The organism is Mycolicibacterium smegmatis, from assembly GCF_001457595.1.
Taxonomy (GTDB): Bacteria; Actinomycetota; Actinomycetes; order Mycobacteriales; family Mycobacteriaceae; genus Mycobacterium; species Mycobacterium smegmatis.
Window position 1 is genome coordinate 6,718,743 of the sequence record NZ_LN831039.1, and the last position, 24,450, is coordinate 6,743,192.

At 68.3% G+C, this 24,450-nt stretch carries 26 protein-coding genes; 15 read left to right on the forward strand and 11 right to left on the reverse strand.

Translation table 11 applies throughout. From position 1 onward, the window contains the following. The first annotated feature begins 111 nt into the window (after positions 1–111). From AT701_RS32610 to AT701_RS32635, 6 genes are read left to right on the forward strand one after another with little or no spacing between them, the layout of a single operon-like run. Entirely contained in the window at positions 112–1,251 is a 1,140-nt protein-coding gene (locus AT701_RS32610) for an ABC transporter substrate-binding protein (protein WP_058127358.1), read from the forward strand. After that, positions 1,248–2,201 (forward strand): ABC transporter permease subunit, encoded by a 954-nt coding sequence (locus AT701_RS32615; protein ID WP_011731445.1) that lies wholly within the window; start codon positions 1,248–1,250, stop codon positions 2,199–2,201. Before AT701_RS32610 ends, AT701_RS32615 begins: the two co-directional genes overlap by 4 nt. Next, a complete protein-coding gene (locus tag AT701_RS32620; RefSeq protein ID WP_003898071.1) occupies positions 2,198–3,022 on the forward strand; it encodes an ABC transporter permease in 825 nt (274 codons plus the stop codon). The genes AT701_RS32615 and AT701_RS32620 overlap by 4 nt, the downstream gene beginning before the upstream one ends. A gap of 9 nt (positions 3,023–3,031) precedes the next feature. Further along, positions 3,032–4,075 (forward strand): ABC transporter ATP-binding protein, encoded by a 1,044-nt coding sequence (locus AT701_RS32625; RefSeq protein ID WP_003898072.1) that lies wholly within the window; start codon positions 3,032–3,034, stop codon positions 4,073–4,075. Continuing rightward, entirely contained in the window at positions 4,072–5,091 is a 1,020-nt protein-coding gene (locus AT701_RS32630; protein ID WP_036454062.1) for an alkaline phosphatase family protein, read from the forward strand. Before AT701_RS32625 ends, AT701_RS32630 begins: the two co-directional genes overlap by 4 nt. Before the next feature lie 58 nt (positions 5,092–5,149). Then, positions 5,150–6,619 carry an amidase gene (locus tag AT701_RS32635; RefSeq protein WP_058127359.1) on the forward strand — a complete coding sequence of 490 codons (1,470 nt, stop codon included), beginning with the start codon at positions 5,150–5,152 and terminating at the stop codon, positions 6,617–6,619. Positions 6,620–6,637: 18 nt separating this feature from the next. Here the strand turns inward: AT701_RS32635 and AT701_RS32640 are convergent, their stop codons facing one another. Continuing rightward, complete coding sequence (locus AT701_RS32640) at positions 6,638–7,531, reverse strand: LysR family transcriptional regulator (RefSeq protein WP_011731450.1); 894 nt, start codon at positions 7,529–7,531, stop codon at positions 6,638–6,640. A 264-nt stretch (positions 7,532–7,795) separates the two neighbouring features. Between AT701_RS32640 and AT701_RS32650 the strand changes: the two genes are divergently transcribed. After that, positions 7,796–8,455, forward strand: a complete 660-nt coding sequence (locus tag AT701_RS32650; RefSeq protein ID WP_223495930.1) for an Rv1733c family protein — start codon at positions 7,796–7,798, stop codon at positions 8,453–8,455. Between the two features lie 126 nt (positions 8,456–8,581). Next, positions 8,582–9,067, forward strand: coding sequence for a DUF5994 family protein (locus AT701_RS32655; protein ID WP_058127360.1), 486 nt, complete (start codon positions 8,582–8,584; stop codon positions 9,065–9,067). Here AT701_RS32655 and AT701_RS32660 read toward each other — a convergent pair. Continuing rightward, a complete protein-coding gene (locus tag AT701_RS32660; RefSeq protein ID WP_058127361.1) occupies positions 9,017–9,877 on the reverse strand; it encodes a LysR family transcriptional regulator in 861 nt (286 codons plus the stop codon). The genes AT701_RS32655 and AT701_RS32660 overlap by 51 nt on opposite strands. A 136-nt stretch (positions 9,878–10,013) precedes the next feature. Between AT701_RS32660 and AT701_RS32665 the strand changes: the two genes are divergently transcribed. Beyond that, positions 10,014–10,922: an MBL fold metallo-hydrolase gene (locus AT701_RS32665; RefSeq protein ID WP_058127362.1), complete on the forward strand. Its 909-nt coding sequence runs from the start codon at positions 10,014–10,016 to the stop codon at positions 10,920–10,922. Positions 10,923–10,928: 6 nt separating this feature from the next. Here the strand turns inward: AT701_RS32665 and AT701_RS32670 are convergent, their stop codons facing one another. The 3 genes from AT701_RS32670 to AT701_RS32680 form a co-directional block, all read right to left on the reverse strand. Then, the gene (locus AT701_RS32670) at positions 10,929–11,399 is read right to left on the reverse strand and encodes a DUF417 family protein (RefSeq protein WP_081319645.1); all 471 of its coding nucleotides are present in this window, start codon (positions 11,397–11,399) and stop codon (positions 10,929–10,931) included. Beyond that, complete coding sequence (locus tag AT701_RS32675) at positions 11,396–11,632, reverse strand: hypothetical protein (protein WP_011731457.1); 237 nt, start codon at positions 11,630–11,632, stop codon at positions 11,396–11,398. The genes AT701_RS32670 and AT701_RS32675 overlap by 4 nt, the downstream gene beginning before the upstream one ends. A 103-nt stretch (positions 11,633–11,735) precedes the next feature. Further along, positions 11,736–12,251 (reverse strand): RNA polymerase sigma factor, encoded by a 516-nt coding sequence (locus tag AT701_RS32680; RefSeq protein ID WP_223495932.1) that lies wholly within the window; start codon positions 12,249–12,251, stop codon positions 11,736–11,738. A gap of 141 nt (positions 12,252–12,392) precedes the next feature. Between AT701_RS32680 and AT701_RS32685 the strand changes: the two genes are divergently transcribed. Further along, positions 12,393–12,872 (forward strand): peroxiredoxin family protein, encoded by a 480-nt coding sequence (locus AT701_RS32685; protein WP_058127363.1) that lies wholly within the window; start codon positions 12,393–12,395, stop codon positions 12,870–12,872. Then, positions 12,869–13,963 carry a hypothetical protein gene (locus AT701_RS32690; RefSeq protein ID WP_058127364.1) on the forward strand — a complete coding sequence of 365 codons (1,095 nt, stop codon included), beginning with the start codon at positions 12,869–12,871 and terminating at the stop codon, positions 13,961–13,963. The genes AT701_RS32685 and AT701_RS32690 overlap by 4 nt, the downstream gene beginning before the upstream one ends. Here the strand turns inward: AT701_RS32690 and AT701_RS34985 are convergent. Next, on the reverse strand, positions 13,884–14,192 hold the full coding sequence (locus AT701_RS34985; RefSeq protein ID WP_157892610.1) for a hypothetical protein: 309 nt from the start codon (positions 14,190–14,192) through the stop codon (positions 13,884–13,886). The two genes, AT701_RS32690 and AT701_RS34985, sit on opposite strands and share 80 nt — an antisense overlap. A 12-nt stretch (positions 14,193–14,204) precedes the next feature. On the opposite strand from AT701_RS34985, the gene gabT reads away from it, so the two are divergent. From gabT to AT701_RS32710, 4 genes are read left to right on the forward strand one after another with little or no spacing between them, the layout of a single operon-like run. Continuing rightward, positions 14,205–15,557, forward strand: coding sequence for a 4-aminobutyrate--2-oxoglutarate transaminase (gene gabT / locus AT701_RS32695; protein ID WP_058127365.1), 1,353 nt, complete (start codon positions 14,205–14,207; stop codon positions 15,555–15,557). Positions 15,558–15,576: 19 nt separating this feature from the next. Then, positions 15,577–16,770, forward strand: coding sequence for an acyl-CoA dehydrogenase family protein (locus AT701_RS32700; RefSeq protein ID WP_058127366.1), 1,194 nt, complete (start codon positions 15,577–15,579; stop codon positions 16,768–16,770). Then, positions 16,767–18,230 carry an aldehyde dehydrogenase family protein gene (locus AT701_RS32705; protein ID WP_058127367.1) on the forward strand — a complete coding sequence of 488 codons (1,464 nt, stop codon included), beginning with the start codon at positions 16,767–16,769 and terminating at the stop codon, positions 18,228–18,230. Before AT701_RS32700 ends, AT701_RS32705 begins: the two co-directional genes overlap by 4 nt. Beyond that, positions 18,227–19,330, forward strand: a complete 1,104-nt coding sequence (locus AT701_RS32710) for a CaiB/BaiF CoA transferase family protein (RefSeq protein WP_058127368.1) — start codon at positions 18,227–18,229, stop codon at positions 19,328–19,330. The genes AT701_RS32705 and AT701_RS32710 overlap by 4 nt, the downstream gene beginning before the upstream one ends. On the opposite strand, the gene AT701_RS32715 is transcribed toward AT701_RS32710, so the two are convergent. From AT701_RS32715 to AT701_RS32735, 5 genes are read right to left on the reverse strand one after another with little or no spacing between them, the layout of a single operon-like run. Beyond that, positions 19,323–20,834 (reverse strand): PucR family transcriptional regulator, encoded by a 1,512-nt coding sequence (locus tag AT701_RS32715; protein ID WP_058127369.1) that lies wholly within the window; start codon positions 20,832–20,834, stop codon positions 19,323–19,325. The two genes, AT701_RS32710 and AT701_RS32715, sit on opposite strands and share 8 nt — an antisense overlap. After that, on the reverse strand, positions 20,831–21,640 hold the full coding sequence (locus AT701_RS32720) for a gamma-glutamyl-gamma-aminobutyrate hydrolase family protein (RefSeq protein WP_058127370.1): 810 nt from the start codon (positions 21,638–21,640) through the stop codon (positions 20,831–20,833). The genes AT701_RS32715 and AT701_RS32720 overlap by 4 nt, the downstream gene beginning before the upstream one ends. After that, positions 21,637–22,350, reverse strand: a complete 714-nt coding sequence (locus AT701_RS32725; protein WP_197668915.1) for a gamma-glutamyl-gamma-aminobutyrate hydrolase family protein — start codon at positions 22,348–22,350, stop codon at positions 21,637–21,639. Before AT701_RS32725 ends, AT701_RS32720 begins: the two co-directional genes overlap by 4 nt. After that, complete coding sequence (locus AT701_RS32730) at positions 22,347–23,066, reverse strand: ABC transporter substrate-binding protein (RefSeq protein WP_058127372.1); 720 nt, start codon at positions 23,064–23,066, stop codon at positions 22,347–22,349. The genes AT701_RS32725 and AT701_RS32730 overlap by 4 nt, the downstream gene beginning before the upstream one ends. Beyond that, positions 23,063–24,448: a glutamine synthetase family protein gene (locus AT701_RS32735; RefSeq protein WP_058127373.1), complete on the reverse strand. Its 1,386-nt coding sequence runs from the start codon at positions 24,446–24,448 to the stop codon at positions 23,063–23,065. The genes AT701_RS32730 and AT701_RS32735 overlap by 4 nt, the downstream gene beginning before the upstream one ends. Positions 24,449–24,450 lie beyond the last annotated feature (2 nt).

Here is a 24,450-nt window from a genome sequence, read left to right on the forward strand (position 1 = left end):
TTCTGTTATCGCCTCGCACACTCCGCGGACGCGGCGTCGTCGCGGTGTCCGGAGAAAGTCCTTCCATGGCGCCGCTTCATCAGGAAGCGCTGCGACATCAGGAGGAAATAGGTGCGTCAACAGAAATGGTCACGGTGGCTCATACCCGCCATGCTGACCGCGATCTCGCTACCGCTCGCGGCATGCGGCGGGTCCGCCGGTAGCGCCGCGGTGGACGCCTCATCGCCGCCCGACATCAACGCCGCCAAGGAGCAGGCCGAGCAGTTCCGGACCGCGGGCATGCCCGACGACTGGATCAACTTCGGTGAGTTCTACCAGTCCGTCTGCGACACATACCAACTGGGCTGCAACGGATTCGCCGTGCAGGGCGTCAACCGCGTCGACACCGACATGAGCTCGGCCGAGGAGATCGCGGCGTTCAAGAACGAGACCACCAACGCCCCGATGTGTTCGGACATCGGTATCGCGTTTGGCCAGGTCGCCGAGACCGAGGGCGTGCTGCTCAACTACACGCCCAAGGCCGCGGCCGATCTGCCCGCCGCCTACAAGGCACACGACGGTGGCTGGGTCGCCACCGCTGTCGGCGTCATCTCCATCATGACCAACACCGACGTGGTTCCCAACCCGCCGCGATCGTTCGCGGACCTGCTCAAGCCGGAATACAAAGGCAAGGTCTCGATCTCGAACCCCGTCACCTCGGGAACCGGACAGGCTACGGTCTTCTCCACCGCGGCGGCGCTGTCGAAGAACAAGGGGCAGTTCGACCTCGACGCCGCCATGGACTACTGGGCCGAGTTCTACAAGCGCGGGCAGCGTAACGAGGCGGAGTTCTCCGCGGCATCATTCGAGCGCGGCGAGACCCCGATCCGCCTTGCCTACGACTTCGTCAACATTCAGGCCGCAAATCTCGTGAAGGACAAGGGTATCCACACCGAGAACGTGATCCCGGCCGAAGGCGGGGTGTGGCAGCCGTCGGCGACCATGTGCAACAAGAAGACCGAGGATCCCGACCTGGCGAAACTCGTTCTCGACCACACCCTCTCGAAGGAGGGCCAGCTGACCTTCGCGAAGGTGGGAGCCCGCCCGGTGCTCTACACGCTGGGCAAGCTCGACGTGCCCGCCGAACTGAAGGCCAATTGGTTGCCCGAAAGCCAGTACGTCAACGTCATCCAGTATCCCGACGATTCGTGGCCCGATCCCTCCGTGGTCGCCGACCGCTGGGAGAACGACGTCCTCACCGCGGGCGGATGACGACCGTCAGCCGCGCGGTGGCCGGCCCCGCCGATGACATCTCGGTGGGGCCCGGCCTGTCGTCCGCACCTGCCCGACGCCGCCGCGGCACGCTGCGCCGCATCGTCACGCAATGGGGTCCGGCGGTACCCTTCCTGATCGCTGCCGGTGGAATCCTCGCCGCGGCCGCATTCTGGCTGATCCGTACGAGTTTCAGCGGTCCCGACGGTGGCTGGACCCTGCAAGCCTGGCAGGACATCTTCGCCCAGCAGATCACCCGTGCGGCCATGGTGCGCTCACTCGGGTTGTCGGCAGTCGTGGCGACGCTGTGCCTCGTGCTGGGATCGGTGCTGGCGTACCTGGTCTCCGGCCTCGCCCGCCGCGGCCGCACCGCGGCACAGGCGTTGCTCAATGTGGCCGCCAACTTCGGCGGTGCCTCCCTGGCTATCGCCATGGTGTCCACCCTGGGCGCAGTCGGATTCGTCCGCCTGCTGCTGCAGGACCGGTTCGGGTACGCGCTGGGGTTCGACCTGTACTCGTTCTGGGGTGTGGTGGTCACCTACATGTACTTCATCCTGCCGCTCTACGTGCTCCTGGTGCTGCCGGCCATGTCGGTGCTGCGCGCCGAGTGGTGGGATGCCGTGCAGGCCGCGGGTGGGACGCGGTGGCACTACTGGCGTCACGTCGGACTGCCGGTGCTGTGCCCGTTCCTGCTCGCGGGCTGGGTCCTGACCTTCGCCTGGTCGCTCGGCCAGTTCTCGGTTCCCTATGCACTTCTCGGCGACACCTCGGCGACGTCGTTGATCACCACGCGACTCGGCAACTTCCTGTTCTCGGCCACCGGAGGGTCCAACCGCTTCGAACGCGCGGCAGCTCTCGCGGTCTTCCTGATGGTCATCTCGGCGCTGGCGCTCGTGCTCTATCGGCTGATCGCCAACCGGATGCTGGCCCGATTGGAGAACCTGCGATGACCCGCATGTCCCGCTGGGCGCTCCTCGGCCTGTGGAGCGTGTTCCTCGTGCTTCCGGTGCTGGCGACCCTGCTCTACTCGCTGGCCACGGTGTGGCGCGGGCGAGCCTTCCCGGACGGATACACCCTCGCGTGGTGGGTTCAGGCCTTCAGCGAGCCGCGGGTGGTATCGGCCCTGATGCGGTCGGTATGGCTGGCCGTGCTCACCGTCGTCGTGGTCGCGGCCGTCGTACTACCCGCCCTGTACTGGGGCCACATCCGCAACGGACGGATCCGTACGGTGATGCAACTGTGCGCGCTCTTGCCGTTCGCGCTGCCGTTCGTGGTGCTGGCCTACGGCATCAAACGTCTCGCCGGGGCCAGTGAACTCACCCAGCCGTGGGAGTCCAGCCCCGTGCTCGTCGTCCTCGGCCACGTCGCGCTGTCCTTCCCGTTCTTCCTGTGGCCCGTGGACGGCGCCATGTCCGCGGCCGGTGTACGGCAGCTGTCCGAGGCTGCCGAGACCTCGGGCGCCACACCGTTGGCCACGTTGTTCCGGGTCGTCATCCCGAACATCCGCACCGGCATCCTGACGGGCGCGATCCTGACGTTCGCCACATCGTTCGGTGAGTACTCCATCGCCCGTGTCATCACCGGAAGCTCGTTCGAGACGCTGCCGGTCTGGCAGGTCTCCGCGCTGCAGGACACCCGCGGCAACCCCAACGGCGTCGCGGTCATGGCGATCTTCACATTCCTGCTCATGTTCATCGTCTCGGTGCTCATCGCACGGACCGGCAAGGGACAACCCCTGCGGCTTCTGCCGGGCATCGGCAACACACGATAGGAGTATCTCGTGCCCAGCGCTGTTCAGATCGAGTCGGCCACAAAGGTTTACGGGTCCACCAAGGCCCTCGACAATGTCTCACTCCACATCGATCCCGGCCAGATGGTCGCCCTACTCGGGCCATCGGGTTGCGGAAAGACGTCGCTGCTGCGGGCCATCGCGGGGCTCAATCCCCTCGACCGCGGTGCGATCCGCATCGGTGAAAGCGACGTCACCATGGTGCCCGCCCGGCTGCGCCCGATCGGCATGGTGTTCCAGCACTACGCACTGTTTCCCAATATGACAGTCGCGGAGAACATCTCGTTTCCGCTGACCATCAACAAGCAGCGGCGCGCACAGCGTGCGCAGCGTGTCGGGGAACTGCTCGAGCTGATCGGCATGACCGCGCTCGCCGACCGTTACCCCAACCAGCTCTCGGGTGGCCAGCAACAGCGCGTGGCGCTCGCGCGGGCGCTGGCACCCGAGCCTGATGTCCTGCTTCTCGACGAGCCCCTGGCCGCGCTCGATGCCGCGATCCGCAACGACCTGCGCGACGAGATCCGGCGCATCCAGCACCGCGTCGGCACCACAGCGGTATTCGTCACGCACGACCAGTCCGAGGCGATGGCGGTGGCCGACCGCGTCGCGGTGATGGACCGCGGCCGCATCCTCGAGGTCGCCGCTCCCCCGGAGATCTACGAACGGCCCACGTCGCGTTTCGCGGCCACCTTCATCGGTTCCCGAAACGCGCTGGAGTTGCCGGTCGACGCCGACCGTGTCGTGCGATGGGGCACGGCATTCAGCGTTGTGGCCCCGGATGCGGCCAACGGCAAGGCTCTCGCGGTGTTCCGACCCGAGGATGTCCGCCTCACCGCGCATCAAGGTGTGGCGGGGACCGTCGACGTCGTGGTGTTCCTCGGTGCAACCAGCCGGGTGTACGTCACCGTCGAGGGCGAGGCCGGGGACCACACCGTGCACGTCGACCTGCCGTCACGTGCTGCTGCAAATTTCGTTCCGGGACAACGTGTCGGCGTTGTCGTCGCGCCAGAGAAAGTCCGGGTGTTCGCCTCATGACAGACCCCATGGTCGTCCTCGTCATCATCGACGGTGCCGGCGCGCGTCAGGTGCGCCCTGACACGATGCCGACACTGCACTCGCTCGCCACCTCGGGTGCCTGGCATCCCGAGGGTTCCGAGGCCGTGCTGTGCTCGGCGACCTACCCGAACATCCTGACCCTGGTGACGGGTAGCTCTCCCACGCAGCACCGCGTGTTTGCCAACCCGCTTTTCGGGCATGAGCTGGCCGGAACATCCTCGGTCACCACAGTTTTCGAACGCGCCGGCGATCGGGCTTCGGAGTTCGTCGTCGGTGATCAGTACCTGATCGATGTGGGCCGGGCGCGCACCGCGGGCCGGCACTGGCCACCTGAGGGAGTCCTGCCGGACGACGCCTTCCGCGACGAATTCGGCTACGCCACCGACTGCGCGGTGCTACCCCACGCACTGGCCGCCGTCGGGCGCCGACCCGATCTTCTCGTGGTGCATCTCAACGGGCCCGACACCGCGAGCCATCTGCACGGGCCGGACAGTGACGCCGCTGTGGAGTCCTACCGCACCTCCGACGCCACGCTGGCATCGTTGGTCGACGCCCTGCGCCCGCACTGGGACAACCTCCTGCTGCTGGTCACCTCCGACCACGACCAGGAGACCATCCACGACGACCGCCGCATCGACCTCGCCGGCCTGGCATCCGCGCGCGGCGTCGACGCCACGGTGTTCCACGAGGGCACCGCGGCCGTGATCTGCGGACCCGGCGCCGCCGATGCGCGCTGGCTGTCCGACGTGGCAGGCATCGAGCGGTCCTGGCTGGTGGAACCGGGACTCCGGGTGGCCGCGAGCGAACCGCACCACTGGTTCGCCACAGCCGATGGGCCTACCCGTGGCGGGGCCCACGGCGGTCCCAGAACCCGCGGACAGGTGGCGGTCGCGGCAGGCGGGCACCCGATGGTCGGCCGTATCGCCGGGGCGTGGCGCCACCGGCAACCGCGCGCCGAGGACTGGGCGGGCCTGGCACTGTCCGTATTCGGCTGACGCCGAACGATTTCAGGGGCCACACCCGAAACGCGGCGCGGGCATCTACGGTGCAACCGTGAACTTCGACGAATACCGCACATTCGACGCCACGGGACTGGCCGAACTCGTCGCCGACAAGCAGGTGACGGCCGCCGAACTGCTCGAGGTCGCGCAGGCCCGCGCCGAAGCGGTCAACCCGAGGATCAACGCGATCGTGCGGGAGGTCCCCGCGGCACCCGCCGACGCCGCACCGGGCCCGTTCACCGGAGTGCCCTTTCTCATCAAGGACATCGGTCAGGACTACGCCGGTGTGCCCTCCTCGCGCGGTTCACGTGCTTTGAGGTCGATCCCGGTCACCGAGCACGCCACGGTCGTACAGCGGTGGATCGAGGCCGGTCTGGTGATCTTCGGCAAGACCAACACACCCGAGTTCGGCGCCAAGGGCATCACCGAACCCGAGGCGTGGGGCCCGACGCGCAATCCGTGGAATCTGACGCACACCCCGGGCGGATCCTCGGGCGGGTCGGCGGCCGCCGTCGCGGCGGGCATCGTGCCGTGCGCGGGTGCCAACGACGGCGGCGGGTCGATCCGGATCCCGGCGGCGTGCTGCGGGCTGGTGGGCCTGAAACCGGGCCGCGGTCTGACGCCGATGGGACCGGCGCTGTCCGAATCGGTGCACGGCGCGACGGTGCAGGGCGTGGTGTCGCGGACGGTGCGCGACACCGCGGCCATGCTCGACGTGATCAGCGGCGGCGAACCGAGTGGTCCGTACGCACCGAAACTGCCCGGGACACCGTTCGCGTCGGCCGTGGGCGCCGACCCGGGCAAGCTGCGGATCGGGGTGCGCGTCCCGTCGGCCATCAACCCGAACCCGCATCGCGAGGCGTACGCGGCGGTCGAGGCCACCGCGCAGACGCTCACCGCGCTCGGACACCACGTCGAGGAGCTTCCGCAAGCGCCGTTCGACGACGCGGCGCTGGCGCGCGAGTTCCTGCTCTCGTGGTTCGTCTACACCGCGTGGGAACTCGAAGAGGCCAAGCGCATCTCGGGTGCGGGTGACGAGGCGTTCGAACGCGACACGCTCATCCTGGCCGCGATCGGCCGCGCGACCAGCAGCGTCGCCTACGTCGACGCCGTGCAGCGACGCCACGACCACACGCGTCGGCTCACGACGTTCTTCGAGTCCTACGACCTGTTGATGACGCCCACACTGGCCACCCCACCGCCGCGGATCGGCGAATTCGAGCTGCCCGAACTCCTCAAGCGCGGGTCGGACGTACTGCTCAAGACCCGCACCGCGGGTCTGCTGCGCTTCACCAAGATCCTCGACGACAGCGTCGATGCGAACCTGGCATGGGTGCCCTACACGCAGTTGGCGAACATCACCGGGCGGCCTGCGGTCACGCTGCCGCTGCACTGGACCGCCGACGGTCTGCCACTCGGGGTGCAGTTCGTGGCGCCGCTGGAAGGCGAATCGCTGCTCATCCGGCTCGGGGCACAACTCGAAGAGGCGATGCCGTGGAAGGACCGCGTCGCACCGGTGTGATCGCCCGGCGGGCGAGGATCAGGCGGTGAGCTCGTAGAGCGTGCTGCGCAACCACAGGTGGCTCGCGTCGTGGTCGAGCCGCGGGTGCCACACGGCATAGAACGGCAACTGCGGAAAGCTCTTGGGCGCGTCGAGGATCCGCACCGCTGACGGGTTGGCCAGCTTGGCGACCAGGCGCGCCGGGAACGTCACCACCAGGTCGGTTCCGGCCAGCATGTCCACCGCGAAGGTGTAGAAGGGCGTCGAGACGGCCACTTTGCGGGGGACCGGCAGGGCGTCCTCGATCAGGTGGGTGGTGCCCTGCTCGATCTCGATGCGGATGTGCGGGTAGGCCAGGTAGTCCTGCAGCGTCACCTGCGGACGGGCGGCCAGCGGGTGCTCGTGTGCCACCGCGCAGACGAAGTGATCGGTGAACAGTTCCCGGTGGGCCAGGTGCGACGCCGCAGGCCGACCGACGACGAGCAGGTCGATGCCACCCGCGTTCAACTCGGCGAAGGCCTCGTCGTCGAGTTGCTGATAGACCACCGACGACCCGGGCGAGCGCTGATGGATCGTACGGGCCAGGTCGGCGCCGAACAGCGCGACCGAGTAGTCACTGAGCGCCAGCCGGTACGACTCGGTGGCGGTGCCCGGTTCGAAGTTCTCCGGCCCGAACAGCACATCGAGTTCGGGCATCAGACCGGCCAGCCGAGCCTGCAGTCGCTCGGCTCGCGGCGTGAGGGTGTAACCGTCGCGGCCCGCGACCAGCAACGCGTCGTCGAACGTGCGGCGCAGCCGCTGCAGAGCGCGGCTCATGGCGGGCTGACTCAGGCCGACACGCGCCGCGGCCCGCGAGACCTGGCGCTCCTCGAGCAGCGCGGCCAGCGCGGGGAGCAAATTCAGGTCGACACCACCGATATGCGTTTGGCGCATACGGTCAATACTAGGAATTCATTGGGCAGATAGCGGCGGATACGCGCACCCTCTTAGTACAGCGGCTGTCGCCTGACAGGAACTCGAAAGGAATTGGTGATGCGGTCCCTGGCTCTCGATGTTCCCACCGACCGCACAGCGGGTACTCCTTGTCGACCTGTGCCAGCCCGACAAACATCTGTCGCACCGTTGTCGGCGTTGCCCAATCATCGTCTTTGCTGACGAGGCACCATGGAAAGAGACGACCAAGGGAAGGAGGGAACAGTGCGCCCCCATGGCACCGACCACGAGGGTAGGACGACCTCGTGGTTGGCCGACGATCCAGAACTCACCACCTTCGCGCTCCGCATGCCGAGGTGGCCTGCGCTCGTGCGTTTGCGGGGACGGGATCCACTCGTACGCGCCGTCGATCGCGTCGAGGCCCTGATCTTCTGCCTGGTCGTCGTGGTGGCGGTGCTCGCCGTTCCCGTCGTCGGTGCAATCGGCACCGCGGTCCACGATGCCCGCAGCCAGCACAATGCCCAGGCCGCCGCCAGCCGCACCCCGGTGGAGGCCACGGTGGTCGACATCTCCACCGACGCCGGCGACGCCTTTGCCAACACCCACACCGTGACCGGGCGCTGGTTGGTCGACGGCACCGAGCACACCGGCGTCGTTCCGGCCTCGCCGAACGTCTCGGTCGGTGACACCGTGCAGATCTGGGTCGACCGGTCAGGTGCGTGGGCTCCCGCGCCGCCACCGGCGTCGAGTGCGGCCGCAGATGCGATCACGCTCTCGGTGCTCATCCTGTTCGGCTTGGCCGGTGCCACGCTCACGGTTCTGGTGCTGACCCGGAAATCCTGCGACCGGGTCCGGTTCAACCGGTGGCAGCACGGTCTCGACGCCTTCATCGACCACGGCGACGGTTACGCCAGCCGTCCCTGACCGCTCGGCTTTGTCGGGATCCGACAAATTCTGCTGGTCGGTTTTCGTCAATTCACGGCGTGACCGGCCGACATTGTCTGCAAGCTCGAGGCAGGCCCAGGGGGTGGGCCTGAAGGGAGGGACCACGTGACCGCCACCATCCGACGACACACCATCTCCAGATATCTGCGGCGCTCTCGCGGAACCGGGACGCTGCGACTGCGCCTGAAGCCGGCACATCAACGGTGCGGTTTCGTGCAGGGAGCCTGGTGGCCGCGCTCGACCGTGTTGGGCACCGAGCTTTCGCCTCTCCTCGCGGCGATCAGGACCCGCTCCGGCACGATCGAGCGCGTCCGGTATCACGCGGGCGACTGGTCGGAAGCCGGAACTCAACCGGCCGACGACGTGGTGCTCGACGGCAGTTCGCCGTCACCGCACGTCGTGACCTTGCAAGGTCCGGATCTCGGCGAACTCAGGTTGCTGGTCGTTCCGCCCTACACCGAGCCCACCCACGCCTATGACATCGTGGTGGCCGCGTCCAGCGTCCACGATTCGTCCACACCCGATCAGCTTCTCGAGCTCTCACAACCCGAGTTCGGCGATCTGCTGCAGGAACGCCCGCGCGGGCGCTGAGGCACTCGCCGAGACGGCCACACCCAGGTTCCGCACCGTCGTCGGTGTCAGCGGCCTGATCACGACCCCGTCGGGCAGATCGGGCAGACCTGCACTCGGCAGGATGCTCACGCCCAGTCCCGCCCGCACGATCTCCAGCACGGCCGAGAGGCCACGCGCCTCGAATGCCACGTCGAAGTCGACACCGATGCTCTGCGCGACCGGTGTGAAGGCATCGGCGCACCCGCCCGTCGACCGGACGAACGGCTCTTTGGCGAGTTCGACGTAATCGACCACGTCCCACCCGGCGAGCCTGCTGTCCGCCGGGACCACGGCGACCATGTCCTGGTCACCCAGCACCGCGGATTGGAGGCCCTTGACGGGCAGACTCACCACACCGGCTTCGGCGGCGCCCCGGTCGAGCCAGTCCCGCACCTCCTCCTCACTGCCCTCGAGAAGCCGGACCGCGACCGCCGGATGACGCTCCCGGAATTCCCGCACGTGCGGCGCGACCAGCGTCCCGGTCACGCTCGGCAGGCTGGCCAGGGTCAGGGTTCCGGTGAGCGATCCGGCCAGCGCCGCAACATCTTTGCGCATCGCGGTGAGATGGCTGACGGCTTCCCTGGCATGCCCCAATGCGAGCTCACCCGCCTCGGTCAGCGATACGCCGCCGCGCTCGCGGACCAGCAATGGCAGCGCCAGCTCCTTCTCCAGCGCGGCGACCGCACGACTCACGGCAGGCTGCGACAGCCCCAGTTCGCGGCTGGCCGAGGTGAAGCTACCGGTCTCCACAACCGCCACGAAGGCCCTCAGCTGCAGCAGCGTGGACATCGCGCCCCCTGACATACAACGTTCGACATACCTCTATATCGACAACGGCATGCGAATTACTCCCGTTCACCACGTTTCACAAAACGTTCGAGAAACGTTTCGAGAGAACACCGCACCACGTGCCGCAGGAGGAACCATGCCGCCACTCGAGCAGAACACCATCGGCAACGGCGGGGACCGTGCCGCCGTCCGGAGCCTGACGTTCGACGACATCACCGTCACCTACGTCGTGGACGGTGTGATCGCCCTGCGCCCCGAGGTCTTCTTCCCCGCAGTCCCCGCCGACGCCTGGACGGAGCTGGTGACCGCCGGCGGGGAGCTGTTGATGAGCGCCGGTGGTCTTCTGGTCGAGATCGCCGGGTCCACAGTGCTGATCGACGCGGGCGTCGGCCGGATGACCGAAACACTGTCGTTCGGCGGCGTCGACTGCGGCTCGCTGATCGACGTGCTCGGGGCGCTCGGCGTGCCACCCGGCGACATCGACGTGGTGGCGTTCACGCACCTGCATTTCGACCATGCCGGTTGGGCATTCACCGATGGCACCAAAACCTTTCCCAACGCGCGTTACGTGGTGGCGGCCGACGAACTCGCGCCGTACGGCACCGCCGAGCGCAATGACGATCCGACGGCACCGTGGGACGCCATCACGCGACTGGCCGGTGGCGAGCACGACGTCGTGACCGTCCAGGACGGGGAGCAGGTCGTGCCGGGTGTGCACGCGGTCGTCACAGGTGGTCATACGCCGGGCCACACCTCCTACGTCGTCACCTCGGCCGCCGGTCAGCGACTCGTCGTGTTCGGCGACGCGTTCCATACGCCGGCCCAGCTCTCACATCTGCACTGGCTGTCGTCGGTGGACCCGGACGACGGGAGTGTCCTACGCGCCCGGCTTCGCCTGCTCACCGAGCTCGACCGGCCTGACACCGTCGGATTCGCGTTCCATTTCGGTGATCAACCGTTCGGCCGGGTCGTCACCGACGCCTCGGGCGTCAGGGTGTGGGAACCGGTGGCATCGCAGTTGGTGGCGCCCCCGCCACGTCGGTAGCGGCCTTCACTGCGCGCGGGCATGCAGGGCCTCTCCGAGGCTCCACACCGAGACCCCGATCAGCACAAGGTCTTTGAGCAGGAACTGCCCCGGCATCCCGGACAGCACCGGAATCGGACCCGCATGGGTCGCGATGACGCCGGGGGTGGTGAACAGGAAGCTCAGCGTGCCGAGGAACAGCACGATGGCCATCGCGCTGCCGATCACCGTCGCACGTGCCGAAAACGGGCGCGCAGCAATGAGAATCGCGGCGACGATCTCAGCGGTGCCCAGGCAGTACGCGACCGCGGTGACGCTGAGGAAGTCGTACAGCCAGCTCATCAGCGGGCTGTGCTCGATGAGCACGCGGCTCTCCATCTTCACGTACTTGCCCACCCCGATCCAGGCGAGCACGATCACCAGGCCGTACCGGCAGATCATCTGCCCGGTTGTGGTGATGCGATCTGCGAGCACACGGTCCGCGGCGGTGATGGTCATCGATCAGCTCCTTCGACTCCGGCGTCTTCGGCAGCGATGGCGGCCAGCAGTCCGTCGAAGTCCTCCGCGCACGGGCCACACGCACACAGATGCGCAGCGACCCCCGGATACCGGTGGGCGCGTAGGCCAACCGGCAGTTCGGCGTAGATGTGCAGAACCTCCATCGCCTCATCGCAACCGACGTCGCGCGGATCGGTCGTGAGAAACCGCTGAATTCGGGTCCATTCGGTCACGGTCGTTCCAATGCCACGTGGTTGGTCAGATACTCGTTGGTGACGAGGAATTCGCGGATCTTACGTCGCGCGTCGAAAATCGTTTTGTAGATCGCGTTCCGGCTCACACCGAGTTTGACGACCAGAGCGTCCAGCGGTGTGCCCTGGATGACGATGGCACGAACATCTGCCGCTGCCGCTCGGTCAGGGTTGCCTCGACAGCGCGCTTGATCGCCGCGGACAACTCGGCGGCCTCGGCGTGCTCGCTCGGATCGATGCCGAAGCGCTCGGGCAGCCGGTTCCAGTCCTCGGTGTCGAGCGCCACGGGCGGATGACACCAGTGGTGGCGGCCGATCTTGTGTGCGACTTCGAGGATGACGAACTTGTACGCCCACGTGGTGAAGCGACTCTCGCCGCGGAAGCTGTCGAGCTTGCCGAGGATCGACAGTGTCGCGTCGGACGCGGCCTGCTGGGCGATGTCGTCGAGTTCGCTGCCCGTGATGGCGGTGTGACGCCGGTGCACTTCGCGTCGGGCCACCCGCAACAGCCTCTCGTGCAGGCGCTCGATCGCGGTCCTGCGGTCAGCAGGGCATGCGCCGGCGTCGAGAAGCCGCAACCACTCGCGGGACTCGGCGTCCACCCAAGCTCCTCACAATCGTCGTCGTCGGAATCAACGAGGCACCCTCTCGCATGGTTCGTGCCCCCCGACGCGGCCCGGTCTTACCGTGTGACCCGAAAACTTTCGCCGTAAGAAGACCCGTCCGGCAGGGCACCAATGTGTATGAGCCTGCTACATCCCGGCAAGAAGTTCCCGCACCTTCGTGTGACGCCACCTGCGGCCCCGGCCATCGACCTGCCTGACCACTTCGAAGACCGCTTCGGAGTGGTGCTTTTCTTCCGCGGCGCGTGGTGCCCCTACTGTGTCGCCCAGCTACGTGCCTTCGACCATGCCACGGACAAACTGCGCGAGAACCTGATCGACGTGGTGGCGATGTCGGTCGACCACGAGGCCACCACCGCGAAACTGATCGCCGAGCACGGACTGCGGTTCCCGGTCGGGCACAGCGCCGACGCCCGCACGGTCGCCGAACAGACCGGCGCCTTCGTCAACGCCGAACCGTTGCACCTGCAGTCGACGGGGTTCGTCCTCGATCCTGCCGGGCGCGTCACGGTCAGTGTCTACTCGAGCGGCGCGATCGGCCGGTTGGTGCCGGCTGATGTCATCGGGATGGTCCGCTATTTGCGAGAACACTCCGCGTGAGGTTCACGCTGGACCACTCGGCGGGACGATGGCGGTTCCGTGGCCCCGACGGTGATCCGTTCCTGTCGATCGGCGTCGTCCACGCCGACGACACCAATCTGCGCTACCCGCACAACATGGGCATCTTCACGGCGCGATACGGGGCATCGCGGCGACGCTGGCTGCGGGAGGGCCTGGTGCCGGAGATGACGTCGTGGGGGTTCAACACGCTCGGCTGGACATCGGAGTACGTCAGCGGTTCCGGGCTGGCCACCGACGGAGGTGCCGTCGACCTCGGCCACTCCGAAGGGCTTCCCGCCGACGACGTGGCCGCGCTCGGGATCCCGTACACACTGTCGCTGCGGGTCGCCGAGATCGAGCACTGGAACGGCCATCCGGCGTACCGGGACCCGCGTGGGCCCGCGTTCGCGCAGTGGTGTGACCACCTCGCCAGGATCACGTGCCGTCCCGACGACCCGAACCTACTGGGGTACTTCCTGGTCGACGTACCGTGCTGGGGCCGCCATCCCACAGGCGCCGGGTACCCGCCCGATGAGCTCGTGGCGATAGCCGACGCCTACTACCGCACCGCCACCGAGGCCATTCGCAGGCACGATCCGCACCATCTGATCCTGGGGGATCGCTACGGCACCCGGCATCCGGTGCCCGACGCGGTACTCGACGCCGCGGCGCCCTACGTCGACGTGCTGTCGGTGCAGACTTTTCCGGGGCCGGGTGCCGATCGGCTCCACGCCGCGCTGGAGATCATCGAGCGCTGGCATGTGCGGACCGGCAGGCCCGTGCTGATCGCCGACACCGGCAACTGGTGCCCGACGGTGATGCGCCCGGACCGCACGGGCTGGGCGAGCGACCAGCGTGACCGCGGCGCCGGCTACGCCGCGGCGGCCGAGGCGTTCACCGCGCGGCGGTGGTGCCTGGGCTGGCACTGGTGCGGTTGGCTGGAGAATCCACATCGCGGGTTCGGGCTCAAGGATCCCTGGGACGAGCCCTACACCGACCTCACCGAGGTCGTCAGGCAGACGAATCTTCGGCTGTCGACAGCCGGAACTCCGAGAAGTCCAACGACACCAGCAGCCGGTCGCGGTGGATGATCCCGTCGTCGGTGCGCAGGTACGCCCGCCGCGCGGTGGGCCACCTCAGACCCTCGACGTCGGTGTAGAAGTGCAGGTACTGGCTGACGCCGAAGCTGCCCGCGATGTCCACGCGGTAGTCGTGGCGGCGTAGCAGGCGGGGTGTACTTGTTCCTTCATGGACGCGGTGTACACGTCCAGGCCGACGGTTGTCCATCGCGGAGATGCGCGTGAGGCTGCTCGCTTCCATAGGCTTCGTGTCATGACAGCCACGTTGACGGGCGGACCCGATCTGCAGCAGGCCCGCCGGATCCTGACCGAAATCCCCGGCCCACGGTCCCGTGACCTGGCCGAACGCCGCAACGCCGCGCTCCCGGCCGGCCTGGCGAGCGGGGCGGGGGTCTACATCGCCGCCGCAGGCGGCGGCGTGGTCGTGGACGTCGACGGCAATTCGTTCATCGATCTGGGCAGCGGCATCGCGGTCACCACGGTCGGCAACGCCGCACCTGCGGTCGTCTCGCGCGCGGGCAGCCAACTCGCGCAGTACACGCACACGTGCTTCCTGAACGTGCCCTACGAGCCGTACATCGAGGTCGCCGAGCGTCTCAATGCCCTGACCCCGGGCGATCACCAGAAGCGCACCGCGCTGTTCAGCACGGGCGCCGAGGCCGTGGAAAACGCCGTCAAGTACGCACGCGCCCACACCGGTCGCGACGCGGTCGTGGTGTTCGACCACGCCTTCCACGGCCGGTCGCTGCTCACCATGACCATGACGGCCAAGAACCAGCCCTACAAGCACGGGTTCGGTCCGTTCGCCCCCGAGGTCTACCGCGCGCCCATGGCCTATCCCTACCGGTGGCCGTCGGGGCCCGAAAACTGCGCGGCCGAGGCGTTCGACCTGTTCACCACCCTGATCGACGCGCAGATCGGCGCAGATCAGGTGGCCTGCGTCGTGGTCGAACCCATCCAGGGCGAGGGCGGCTTCATCGTTCCCGCCGAGGGGTTCCTGCAGAAGGTCGCCGACTTCTGCCGTGAGCGCGGCATCCTGGTGGTGGCCGACGAGGTGCAGACCGGTATCGCGCGCACCGGCGCGTGGTTCGCGTGCGAGCACGAGGACCTGGTCCCCGACCTCATCACCACCGCCAAGGGCCTGGGCGGCGGCCTGCCGCTGGCGGCGGTCACCGGCCGCGCCGAGATCATGGACGCCGCGCACGCGGGCGGCATCGGCGGCACCTACGCGGGCAACCCCGTCGCGTGCGCCGCGGCGCTCGGCGTGTTCGACGAGATCGAGCAGAACGGCCTGATCGAGCGCGCCCGCGCCATCGGCGAGGTGATCGTGGCAGAACTGCGCAGCATCGCCTCCACCACCGGCCTCATCGGCGAAATTCGCGGCCGCGGCGCCATGATCGCCGTCGAGCTGATCAAGCCCGGCACGCGCGAACCCAACAAGGAAGCCGTCGCCGCGCTGGCCAAGCACTGCCACGACAACGGTGTACTGACCTTGACGGCAGGCACTTTCGGCAACGTCCTGCGTTTCCTGCCGCCGCTGACCATCACCGACGAACTGCTCGTCGACGCCTTCGGCGTCATCCGCGACGGCTTCGCCGCCCTCTAGAAATCACCAGGAGCTCACCATGACCCTCACCGCACCCACGAAGAAGTCCACCTACGCCCCGCTCGAGCTGTTCGACACCGACCGCCTGCTCGACCAGGACGAGCGCGACATCGCCGCAACCGTGCGACAGTTCGTCGACACCCGGCTGAAGCCCAACATCGAGGGCTGGTTCGAATCGGCCACTCTCCCACGCGAACTCGCTAAGGAGTTCGGCAATCTCGGTGTGCTGGGCATGCACCTGCAGGGTTACGGCTGCGCGGGCACCAACGCCGTGAGCTACGGCCTGGCCTGCATGGAACTCGAGGCAGGCGACAGCGGCTTCCGCAGCTTCGTGTCAGTGCAGGGTTCGCTGTCGATGTTCTCGATCTACCGCTACGGGTCCGAAGAGCAGAAGAACGAGTGGCTGCCCCGCCTTGCCGCGGGCGACGCCGTCGGCTGCTTCGGTCTGACCGAACCCGACTTCGGCTCCAACCCTGCCGGTATGCGCACCCGTGCGCGCCGCGACGGCAGCGACTGGATCCTCAACGGCACCAAGATGTGGATCACCAACGGCAACCTGGCTGACGTCGCCACGGTGTGGGCGCAGACCGACGACGGCATCCGCGGCTTCCTGGTTCCCACCGACACACCGGGATTCACCGCCAACGCGATCCACCGCAAGCTCTCGCTGCGCGCCTCGGTGACCTCCGAACTGGTGCTCGACAACGTGCGCCTGCCCGCGTCGGCCCAGCTGCCGCTGGCCGAGGGCCTCTCGGCTCCGCTGTCGTGCCTCAACGAGGCCCGGTTCGGCATCGTGTTCGGCGCGCTGGGCGCCGCACGCGACAGCCTGGAGACCACGATCGCCTACACGCAGTCACGCGAGGTGTTCGACAAGCCGCTGTCGAATTACCAGCTGACGCAGGAGAAGCTGGCCAACATGACCGTCGAGCTGGGCAAGGGCATGCTGCTGGCCATCCACCTGGGCCGCATCAAGGACGCCGAGGGTGTGCGCCCCGAGCAGATCAGCCTGGGCAAGCTCAACAATGTCCGCGAGGCCATCGCGATCGCCCGCGAGTGCCGGACCCTGTTGGGCGGCAGCGGGATCACGCTCGAGTACTCGCCGCTGCGTCACGCCAACAACCTGGAGTCGGTGCTCACCTACGAGGGCACCTCCGAGATGCATCTGCTGTCCATCGGCAAGGCGCTCACCGGAAAGGCGGCGTTCCGCGCATGACCCCGGTGACCATCAACCACCTTGTTGCGGGCGAGTGGGTGGCCGGTGCGGGCGACGTCGTCGTCAGCGTCAACCCGGCCCACCCGGGCGACATCGTGGCCGAGGGACACAACGCGACCACCGCGCAGGTCGACACCGCGGTCGCGGCCGCCGCCGAGGCGTTCCGTGCATGGGCGGCCACCCCGACGCACCAGCGTGGTGCGGTGCTGCTGGCCGCCGCGCAGATCGTCGACCGCAACGCCCAGGCCTGGGGTCTGGAACTGGCCACCGAAGAGGGCAAGACCAAGGCCGAGGGCATCGGTGAGGTCAAGCGCGCCGCACAGATCCTGCGGTACTACGGCAACGAGGGCGACCGGCAGGCAGGCGAGATCTTCTCGTCACCCCGTGCCGGCGAACAGATCCTGGTGACCCGCAAGCCACTCGGTGTGGTCGGCGTCATCACCCCGTTCAACTTCCCCATCGCCATTCCGGCGTGGAAGATCGCGCCTGCCCTGGTGTACGGCAACACCGTGGTGTGGAAGCCCGCGAGCACCGTTCCGGTGCTGGCGATCCGCTTCGCGCAGGCACTCACCGAGGCCGGTCTGCCCGCGGGTGCGCTGAATCTGGTGATCGGTGACTCCGAGACCGGAACCGCGATCGTCGACCATCCCCGCATCGACGGTCTGACGTTCACCGGATCCACCGCGGTGGGCCGTCGTCTCGCGTCCGTGGCCGCGACGTGCGGCATCCCGATGCAGGCCGAGATGGGCGGCAAGAACGCCGCCGTGGTGCTCGACGACGCCGACCTGGACGTGGCCGTCGAACAGGTGATGCTGGGTGCGTTCCGGTCGACCGGCCAGAAGTGCACCGCCACATCCCGTTTGATCGTCACCGACGGCATCGCCGACAAGTTCACCGAGGCACTGGTCGAACGGGCCCGCGCACTGCGGGTCGGCGACCCCACCGACGACGCCACCGAGATGGGTCCGGTGATCACCGACGCGTCCCGCGCGTCGATCCTGGCCGGGATCGACACTGCCGTCGCACAGGGCGCCACGGTGCTCGCCGGTGGGCGGCCCTACACCGAAGGCCCGCTCGCCGAGGGGTACTTCATCGCCCCGACCGTGCTGGAACTCGACGGTTCCCCGGCCAAGGTGTGGAGCGAGGAACTGTTCGGACCGGTGCTGGCGGTCCGCCGCGCGGCCGACGCCGACGAGGCGTTCGAGCTCGCCAACGACAGCGAGTTCGGCCTGTCCGCGGCGATTTTCACGCAGGATGTGACCCGGGTGCTGCAGGCCATGGAGCAGATCGACGTCGGTGTGCTGCACGTCAACTCCGAGTCCGCCGGCGCCGATCCGCATGTGCCGTTCGGTGGCGACAAGAAGAGCGGTCTGGGCCCCAAGGAACAGGGGGCCGCGGCACGGGATTTCTTCACCCACACCACCACCGTGTACCTGCGGGGCGGGCGGCCGGGCGTATGAGCGCGGCCGCACTCGAGGGCGTCGTCGTCGCGGACTTCAGCCGCGTGTTGGCCGGGCCGTACGCGACGATGATGCTCGCGGACTTCGGCGCCGAGGTCATCAAGATCGAGCGGCCGGGCACCGGGGACGACACCCGACAGTGGGGCCCTCCGTACGACTCGACCGGCGTGGCAACGTATTTCAACTCGGTCAACCGCAACAAACGCTCGGTCGCACTGGACCTGGGCAGCACGGAAGGACGCGAGCAGGCGCGTGAGCTGATCCGCCGCGCCGACATCGTGGTCGAGAACTTCCGACCGGGCACGATGGAGAAACTCGGCCTCGGCTACGACGACGTCCGCGCGATCCGCCCCGACGTCATCTACTGCTCGATCACGGGATTCGGCCACGGCGGCGGGGCCGCCCTGCCGGGCTACGACCTGCTGGTGCAGGCCGTCGGCGGTCTCATGAGCGTCACCGGCACCGAACCGGGCGATCCCACCAAAGCCGGTGTGGCACTGGTGGATGTGCTGGCCGGTATGCATGCGCTCAGCGGCATCCTGGTCGCCCTGGCGCACCGCGACCGCACGGGCGAGGGCCAGCGGGTCGACACCAACCTGTTCTCGGTGCTGCTGTCGTCGATGGTCAACCAGGCGTCGGGTTATCTGGGCGCCGGTGTGGTGCCGGGCATCATGGGCAACCGGCATCCGAGCATCACGCCGTACCAGACCTTCGACACCGCCGACCGGCCCATCGCGATCGCGGTGGGCAACGACAAGCAGTTCCGGGCGTTCGCCGCGGTGATCGGCAGTCCCGACCTCGCCGACGACCCGCGGTTCTCGACCAACCCGCAGCGGGTGGCCCACCGGGACGTGCTGTGTCCCTTGATCGAGGCCGCGCTCAAGGCCAAGGGCGCCGACCACTGGTATCACGAACTGACCGCGGTCGGGGTGCCCGCGGGACCCATCAACGACCTGTCGGAGGCGTTCGCGTTCGCCGAGGAACTTGGCATCGAGGCCGTGGTGCAGATGCCCGACGGTCCGACTCCGCAGGTCGCCAACCCGATCACGCTGTCGGCGACCCCGGTGACCTACCGCAACAGCCCGCCTCCGCTCAGCTGAGGCCGGGCCGTTCGCGGCTCACCAGCAGTTGCCACGCGCGGATCGCGAGCCACAGCTGGGCACGGGTGTCGGCCGTGCCGAGGTCGTCGGCGAGCAGATCACTGATGCGCCGCATCCGGTTTCGCATGGTGTGGCGATGGATCTGGAGTTCACTCGCGGCGGCCTCGAGCTGACCGTTGTGGCGCAGGAACGCCGTCAGCGCGTCGATCAGTTCGTCGCCTCCTGCGAGCAGAGGCTCGATGGGTTGGGCGAGCACACGCAGTTCCGCGGTGCTGCGCCCGCCAAGCAACGTGCCGAACACCTTGACCTCGGTGAACTCGGTGATGTTGCGCCGGGAGTTGGAATGCGCTGCGATCCTGGCCTGCTCGGCCCCGACGACCGCATCGGCGAGGCGCACCGGCTGGCTGGCCCCGCCTCTGACGGTGCGCCCGGTGACACGTCCGAACTCCTCGACCGCGGCATAGACGCGCCTGCGCCGGGCTGCGTGCACGATGATCGCGAACTCGTCGCCCGTGCTGGTCATCAGGTACGACCCGGCCGGTGCGAGGCGCTGCCCCAGATCGTCCTGCGCCGTCAACAGCGGCGTGAACCCAGTGAGCAGCAGGACGACCACCTCGTCGTCGGGCTGAAAACCCAAGTACCGCAACACCGCACTGTCGGTGGTGCCGGTGCCCGAGAGGATGTCGCGGGTGACGGCGGAGCGCAGCCGGTCCTCGGCGTCGACCACCCGCGCGGGTTTCTCCAGTTCGATCGAGATGAGCGATACGGCGTGCGCGACGAGCAACCGCTGCGAGTTGGACATCGGCTGCTCGGTGCGCACCGCGAGATGCCCGCGCACGGGCTGTGCGGCGCGCAGGGTCTGCACGGTGACATAACCATCCGCGTCGGCGACCACGCCGGCCTGCGCACGCGCACCGGCGCGCCGTGACGCCTCCAGCACCTCGACCAATCGCTGGTCGGCCGCACCACGGGTGGCCAGGATGCGGCCCTCGATGTCGGCGACGACGACTGTCGCGGAGAGGCATTCGGCGAGAGCGTTGACGACCGCGGGGATGCCGCCGCGCAGTGTGGCCCGCGCCAGCACCTGCTGTTGATCGACCATGCGCTGCACGGCGCTCAGTTCGTCGGCCTTGACGGCGTCGATCACCACGCGGGCGATCGCGATGAACGGTGTCGAGGCAGGCACCTCGAGCACCGGCAGCCCCAGTTCGTCGCCTGCGGCCAGCACGGCCGCGGGCACCTCCTGCAGCGTGGTGCCGGTGTCGACGGCGAGCGCCGCGATGCCCGCCGCCGACAGCCGTGCGACGTAGTCGCGTTGTTCGCCGGCTCCGGCACCGATGTTGATGCCGGTGGTCATGACGAGCTCGCCACCCGCCAGATACGGTGTGGGATCGCGCAACTCGTTGGCGTGGGCCCAGGCGATCTCCCGGTCCGCGCCCTGCGCGCCGGCCAGCAGCGACAGGCCGAGCGACTCGACCTGTGCCAGCCCGCGCGCGGTGATCACTCCGCCGGCGCCGCCGCCAACGCCCGTGACTGGCGGGCCTGTTCGGCCGCGCCGACGAACGCGCCGAACAACCGCATCCGGTCGGCCTCGGGACCGTCGGTGTCCTCGGGATGCCACTGCACGCCCAGATAGAAGCGGTCGGGATCCTCGACGCCCTCGGTGATGCCGTCGAGTGCGCGGGCCGCCACGACCAGGCCGCGGCCCAGGCGGTCGACAGCCTGGTGGTGGCCGTTGCGGCCGATCACGCGGTCGGTGCCCAGGATCGACCGCAGCCGGGTACCGGGCACGACGTCGATCGGTTCGTCGACGAACACCGGTTCACCGGGTCCGCCGTGGTGCAGCTTGTAGTCGACGATGTCACCTATGAGCGACCCGCCGCGCGCGACGTTGAGCAACTGCGATCCCCGGCAGATCCCAAAGATCGGGCGACCGGCGGCCTCGGCCGCGGCGATCACGGCGAACGCGTCGCGGTCGGCACGCAGATCGACACCGTAGGAGTTCGGGATGGGTTCGCAGGAGCCGTAACACGACCCGTCGACATCGCCGCCGCCCAGCAGCAGCAGACCGTCGAAATCCGCTGCGGCCTCGGGGTTCTCCAGCGGTTGCGTGGTGTCCCAGAGCTCGAACGACGCGCCGAGTGAGACCAGGGTGGCAAGCGCGGTGCGGGTGAACCGCCTGACCAGTCCGGCGTCGTGCTCGTTGATGCCCGGAAAGTTCAACGAGGCCACCACGCACACGTGCGCACGCACCGACGTGGGCTCGCACGGGTTCGGGATCACGTCTTCACGACGTACCCGAATGGTCATCGCGATTCCTTTCTCTTGCGGGCCCGGTCCACCAGGTCGGCGAACAGGGCCGCGTCGCTGTCAGCTGTGGCGTGCCGGTCCTCGGGATGCCACTGCACGGCAAGGATATCGGCCCGCCGGTGCTCGACGGCCTCGATCACCCCGTCGGCGGCGACGGCCGTCACCGTGAGATCTGCGCCCAGGCGGTCGATGGCCTGGTGGTGGTATGACGACACGTCGACGGTCTCGGTGCCCACGATCGAGTGCAGCCGCGACCCGGTGACCACCCACACCGGGTGGATGGCGTTGTGGTGCGCCGTGGTGGTCTCGGTGATGTGCTGTACCAGGGTGCCGCCGAGCGCCACGTTGAGCACCTGCAATCCGCGGCAGATCGCCAGGGTCGGCAGGTCCAGCTCGAGCACCGCGCGGGTCAGGCCCAGGTCGAAGTCGTCCTGGAACGCGACGGTGTCCTTGGTCTGCGGCGCCGGGTCGGCGCCGTACCGGCACGGTTCGACGTCGGCGCCGCCGGGCAGAAGTGCGCCGTCGAACGCCGCGAGGCGTTGCGGCAGTTCGGCGAGCGGGTCGGCGGCGGGCCCGTGCAGGATGACGGGCTCGCCGCCGGCGGCCCACACCGCCTCGCAGATGGCCTCGGCGGCCAGCGTCGCCGAGAACCGCAGGATCGGCACGCTCTCGGCCCGCCGGCCCGGGACCGCGATCAGCGGGCGGTTCACTCGCCGAAGGGGTAGTCGAGGGTCGGCAGCCATTCCTTCCAGACGTCACGCAGACGTCCCGAGGAGATCAGACGTTCGAGCGCACCGTCGATCTCGGCGAGGGTGTCCGGCCGGTCCTTGGACACCGCGATGCCCCACTTGTTGGCGGTCTTGACCGTGAAGGCGAGCTCGTAGTCGGGGTGCGTCGCACCCAGCGGCACGAAGACCACGTCGTCGTCGACCACGGCGTCGACCTCCTCGGCCAGCAGCGCCGCCAGCATGTCGGCGTACACGTCGTCCGAACCGGCGCCGAACGGCACCGGGATGGCGCCCGTGAAGGTCTCCGCGAGCTTCATGTTGGTGCTGTTCTCGATCGCGGCGACCTTGCGGCCCACGAGGTCCTCGGGGCTCTTGATCCCAGTGCCCCGGCGGATCAGCACGCCCTCGTGGAAGATCGCGTAGGGCCTGGTGAAGTCCACCTGCGCCTGCCGTTCGGGGGTGATGCCCTGGCCGCACAACACGGCGTCGGCGTCACCGCGCTGCACGGCGGGGATCATGTCGACCCAGGGCACACGCACCCATTCGACGGACCTGCCGAGTTCGGCGCCGAGCGCCTCGGCCACGCCGGGCTCGTATCCCGTGCGTCCGTTCTCGGGGGTCCACAGCGAGAACAGCGGCGGGGCCTCGGCGTCGAGGCAGGCGAGCCGCAAGGGGGCACGGGTGGTCGTCTCGGTCACGGTGCGTCGCTCCAATACATTTCGCGTTCCCAGTCGGTCACATATCCACAGAACCTGGCCCACTCGTCGGCGTGGAAGTCGATGAGCAGCGAGGAGAGGTCCGGTCCGAGCGCCTGCGTGAGCACCTCGTCGGCACGGAACGCCTCGATGGCCTCGCCGAGCGTCAACGGCAGTGCGGGGAACCGGGTGTCGACGAGCGCGTCGTAGGACGAGCCCTGGGTCGGCGCACCCGGATCGATCTCGTTCTTCATGCCGTCCTCGCAGGCCGCGAGGATCACGGCGTGCGACAGGTAGGGGTTGACCGCGGCGTCGGGCAGCTTGTACTCGAGGCGGCCGACAGCCGACAACCGCACGGTGCAGGTCTTGTTGTCCAGGCCCCAGTTGATGCGTGACGGCGCGAATTGTCCTGCGTCCCAGTACCGTTTGTACGAGTTCACCGTGGAGCCGTTGATCAGCATGGCGCCGGCCGAGTGCGCGAGCAGGCCGCCGAGCGCGTGCTGGCCGAGTTCGGACAGGTGCAACTCGGTGACGCCGGGTTCGGCGAGCACGTTGACACCGTCGCGCCACAGGCTGAAGTTGTGGTGGCAACCGTTCCCCATCATTCCGGTGGCGGGCTTGGGCATGAAGCTCGCCTGGATGCCGAGCTCGCGTGCCACCTGCTTGCAGATCTGCCGGTAGGTGGTCAGGCGGTCGGCGGTGAGATCGGCCCGGTCGTACATGAAGTTCAGTTCGACCTGGAACTCGTCCTCGTAGTCGCCCTCGATCATGTCGAGGCCGAGCGCCTGGGCGTACTCGACGACCTTCTTGACGATCGGACGGTTCCGCTCGAGATGCTCGATGTGATAGGCGGGGCTTGACCCGGGGCGGAACTGCGCTTCCAAACCCTCACCCTGCCAGGTCATCTCGGGCTCGCAGCCGGTGCGCAGCTCCAGACCCGTGCGGTCGGTGAAACCGGCGTGCAGGCGCCGCAGCAGCCCGCGGGAGTCACAGGCGAATTCGGCGCCTGCACGTTCGGCCAGGTGATCGGGTTCGTACAACCGGCAGAACACTCGCGCGAAACTGGTGTCCCACGGCAGCACCGCGAAGGTCTCCAGATCCGGGATCGCGGTGTACTCAGGGGCGTTCACGCCACCGGCGAGCAGCACACCCTCGCGGGTGCCCTGCAGGTTGGCCACCGCGGTCTGGTGCTGCTGCACACCCCTGACGGCGAGGCGTTCGAAGTGCTTGGCGGGAGCGACCTTGCCCACGACCCGGCCCGTGATGGTGACGGCCTGGAAGTAGACGAACTCGACTCCCCGTTCGGCGATGGTCTCGAGTACGGCAGCGAGGTCGGGGCTCGTGGCGTTGGCCTGCCGGTGCGCGTCAAGGGGTGTGATGGTCATGG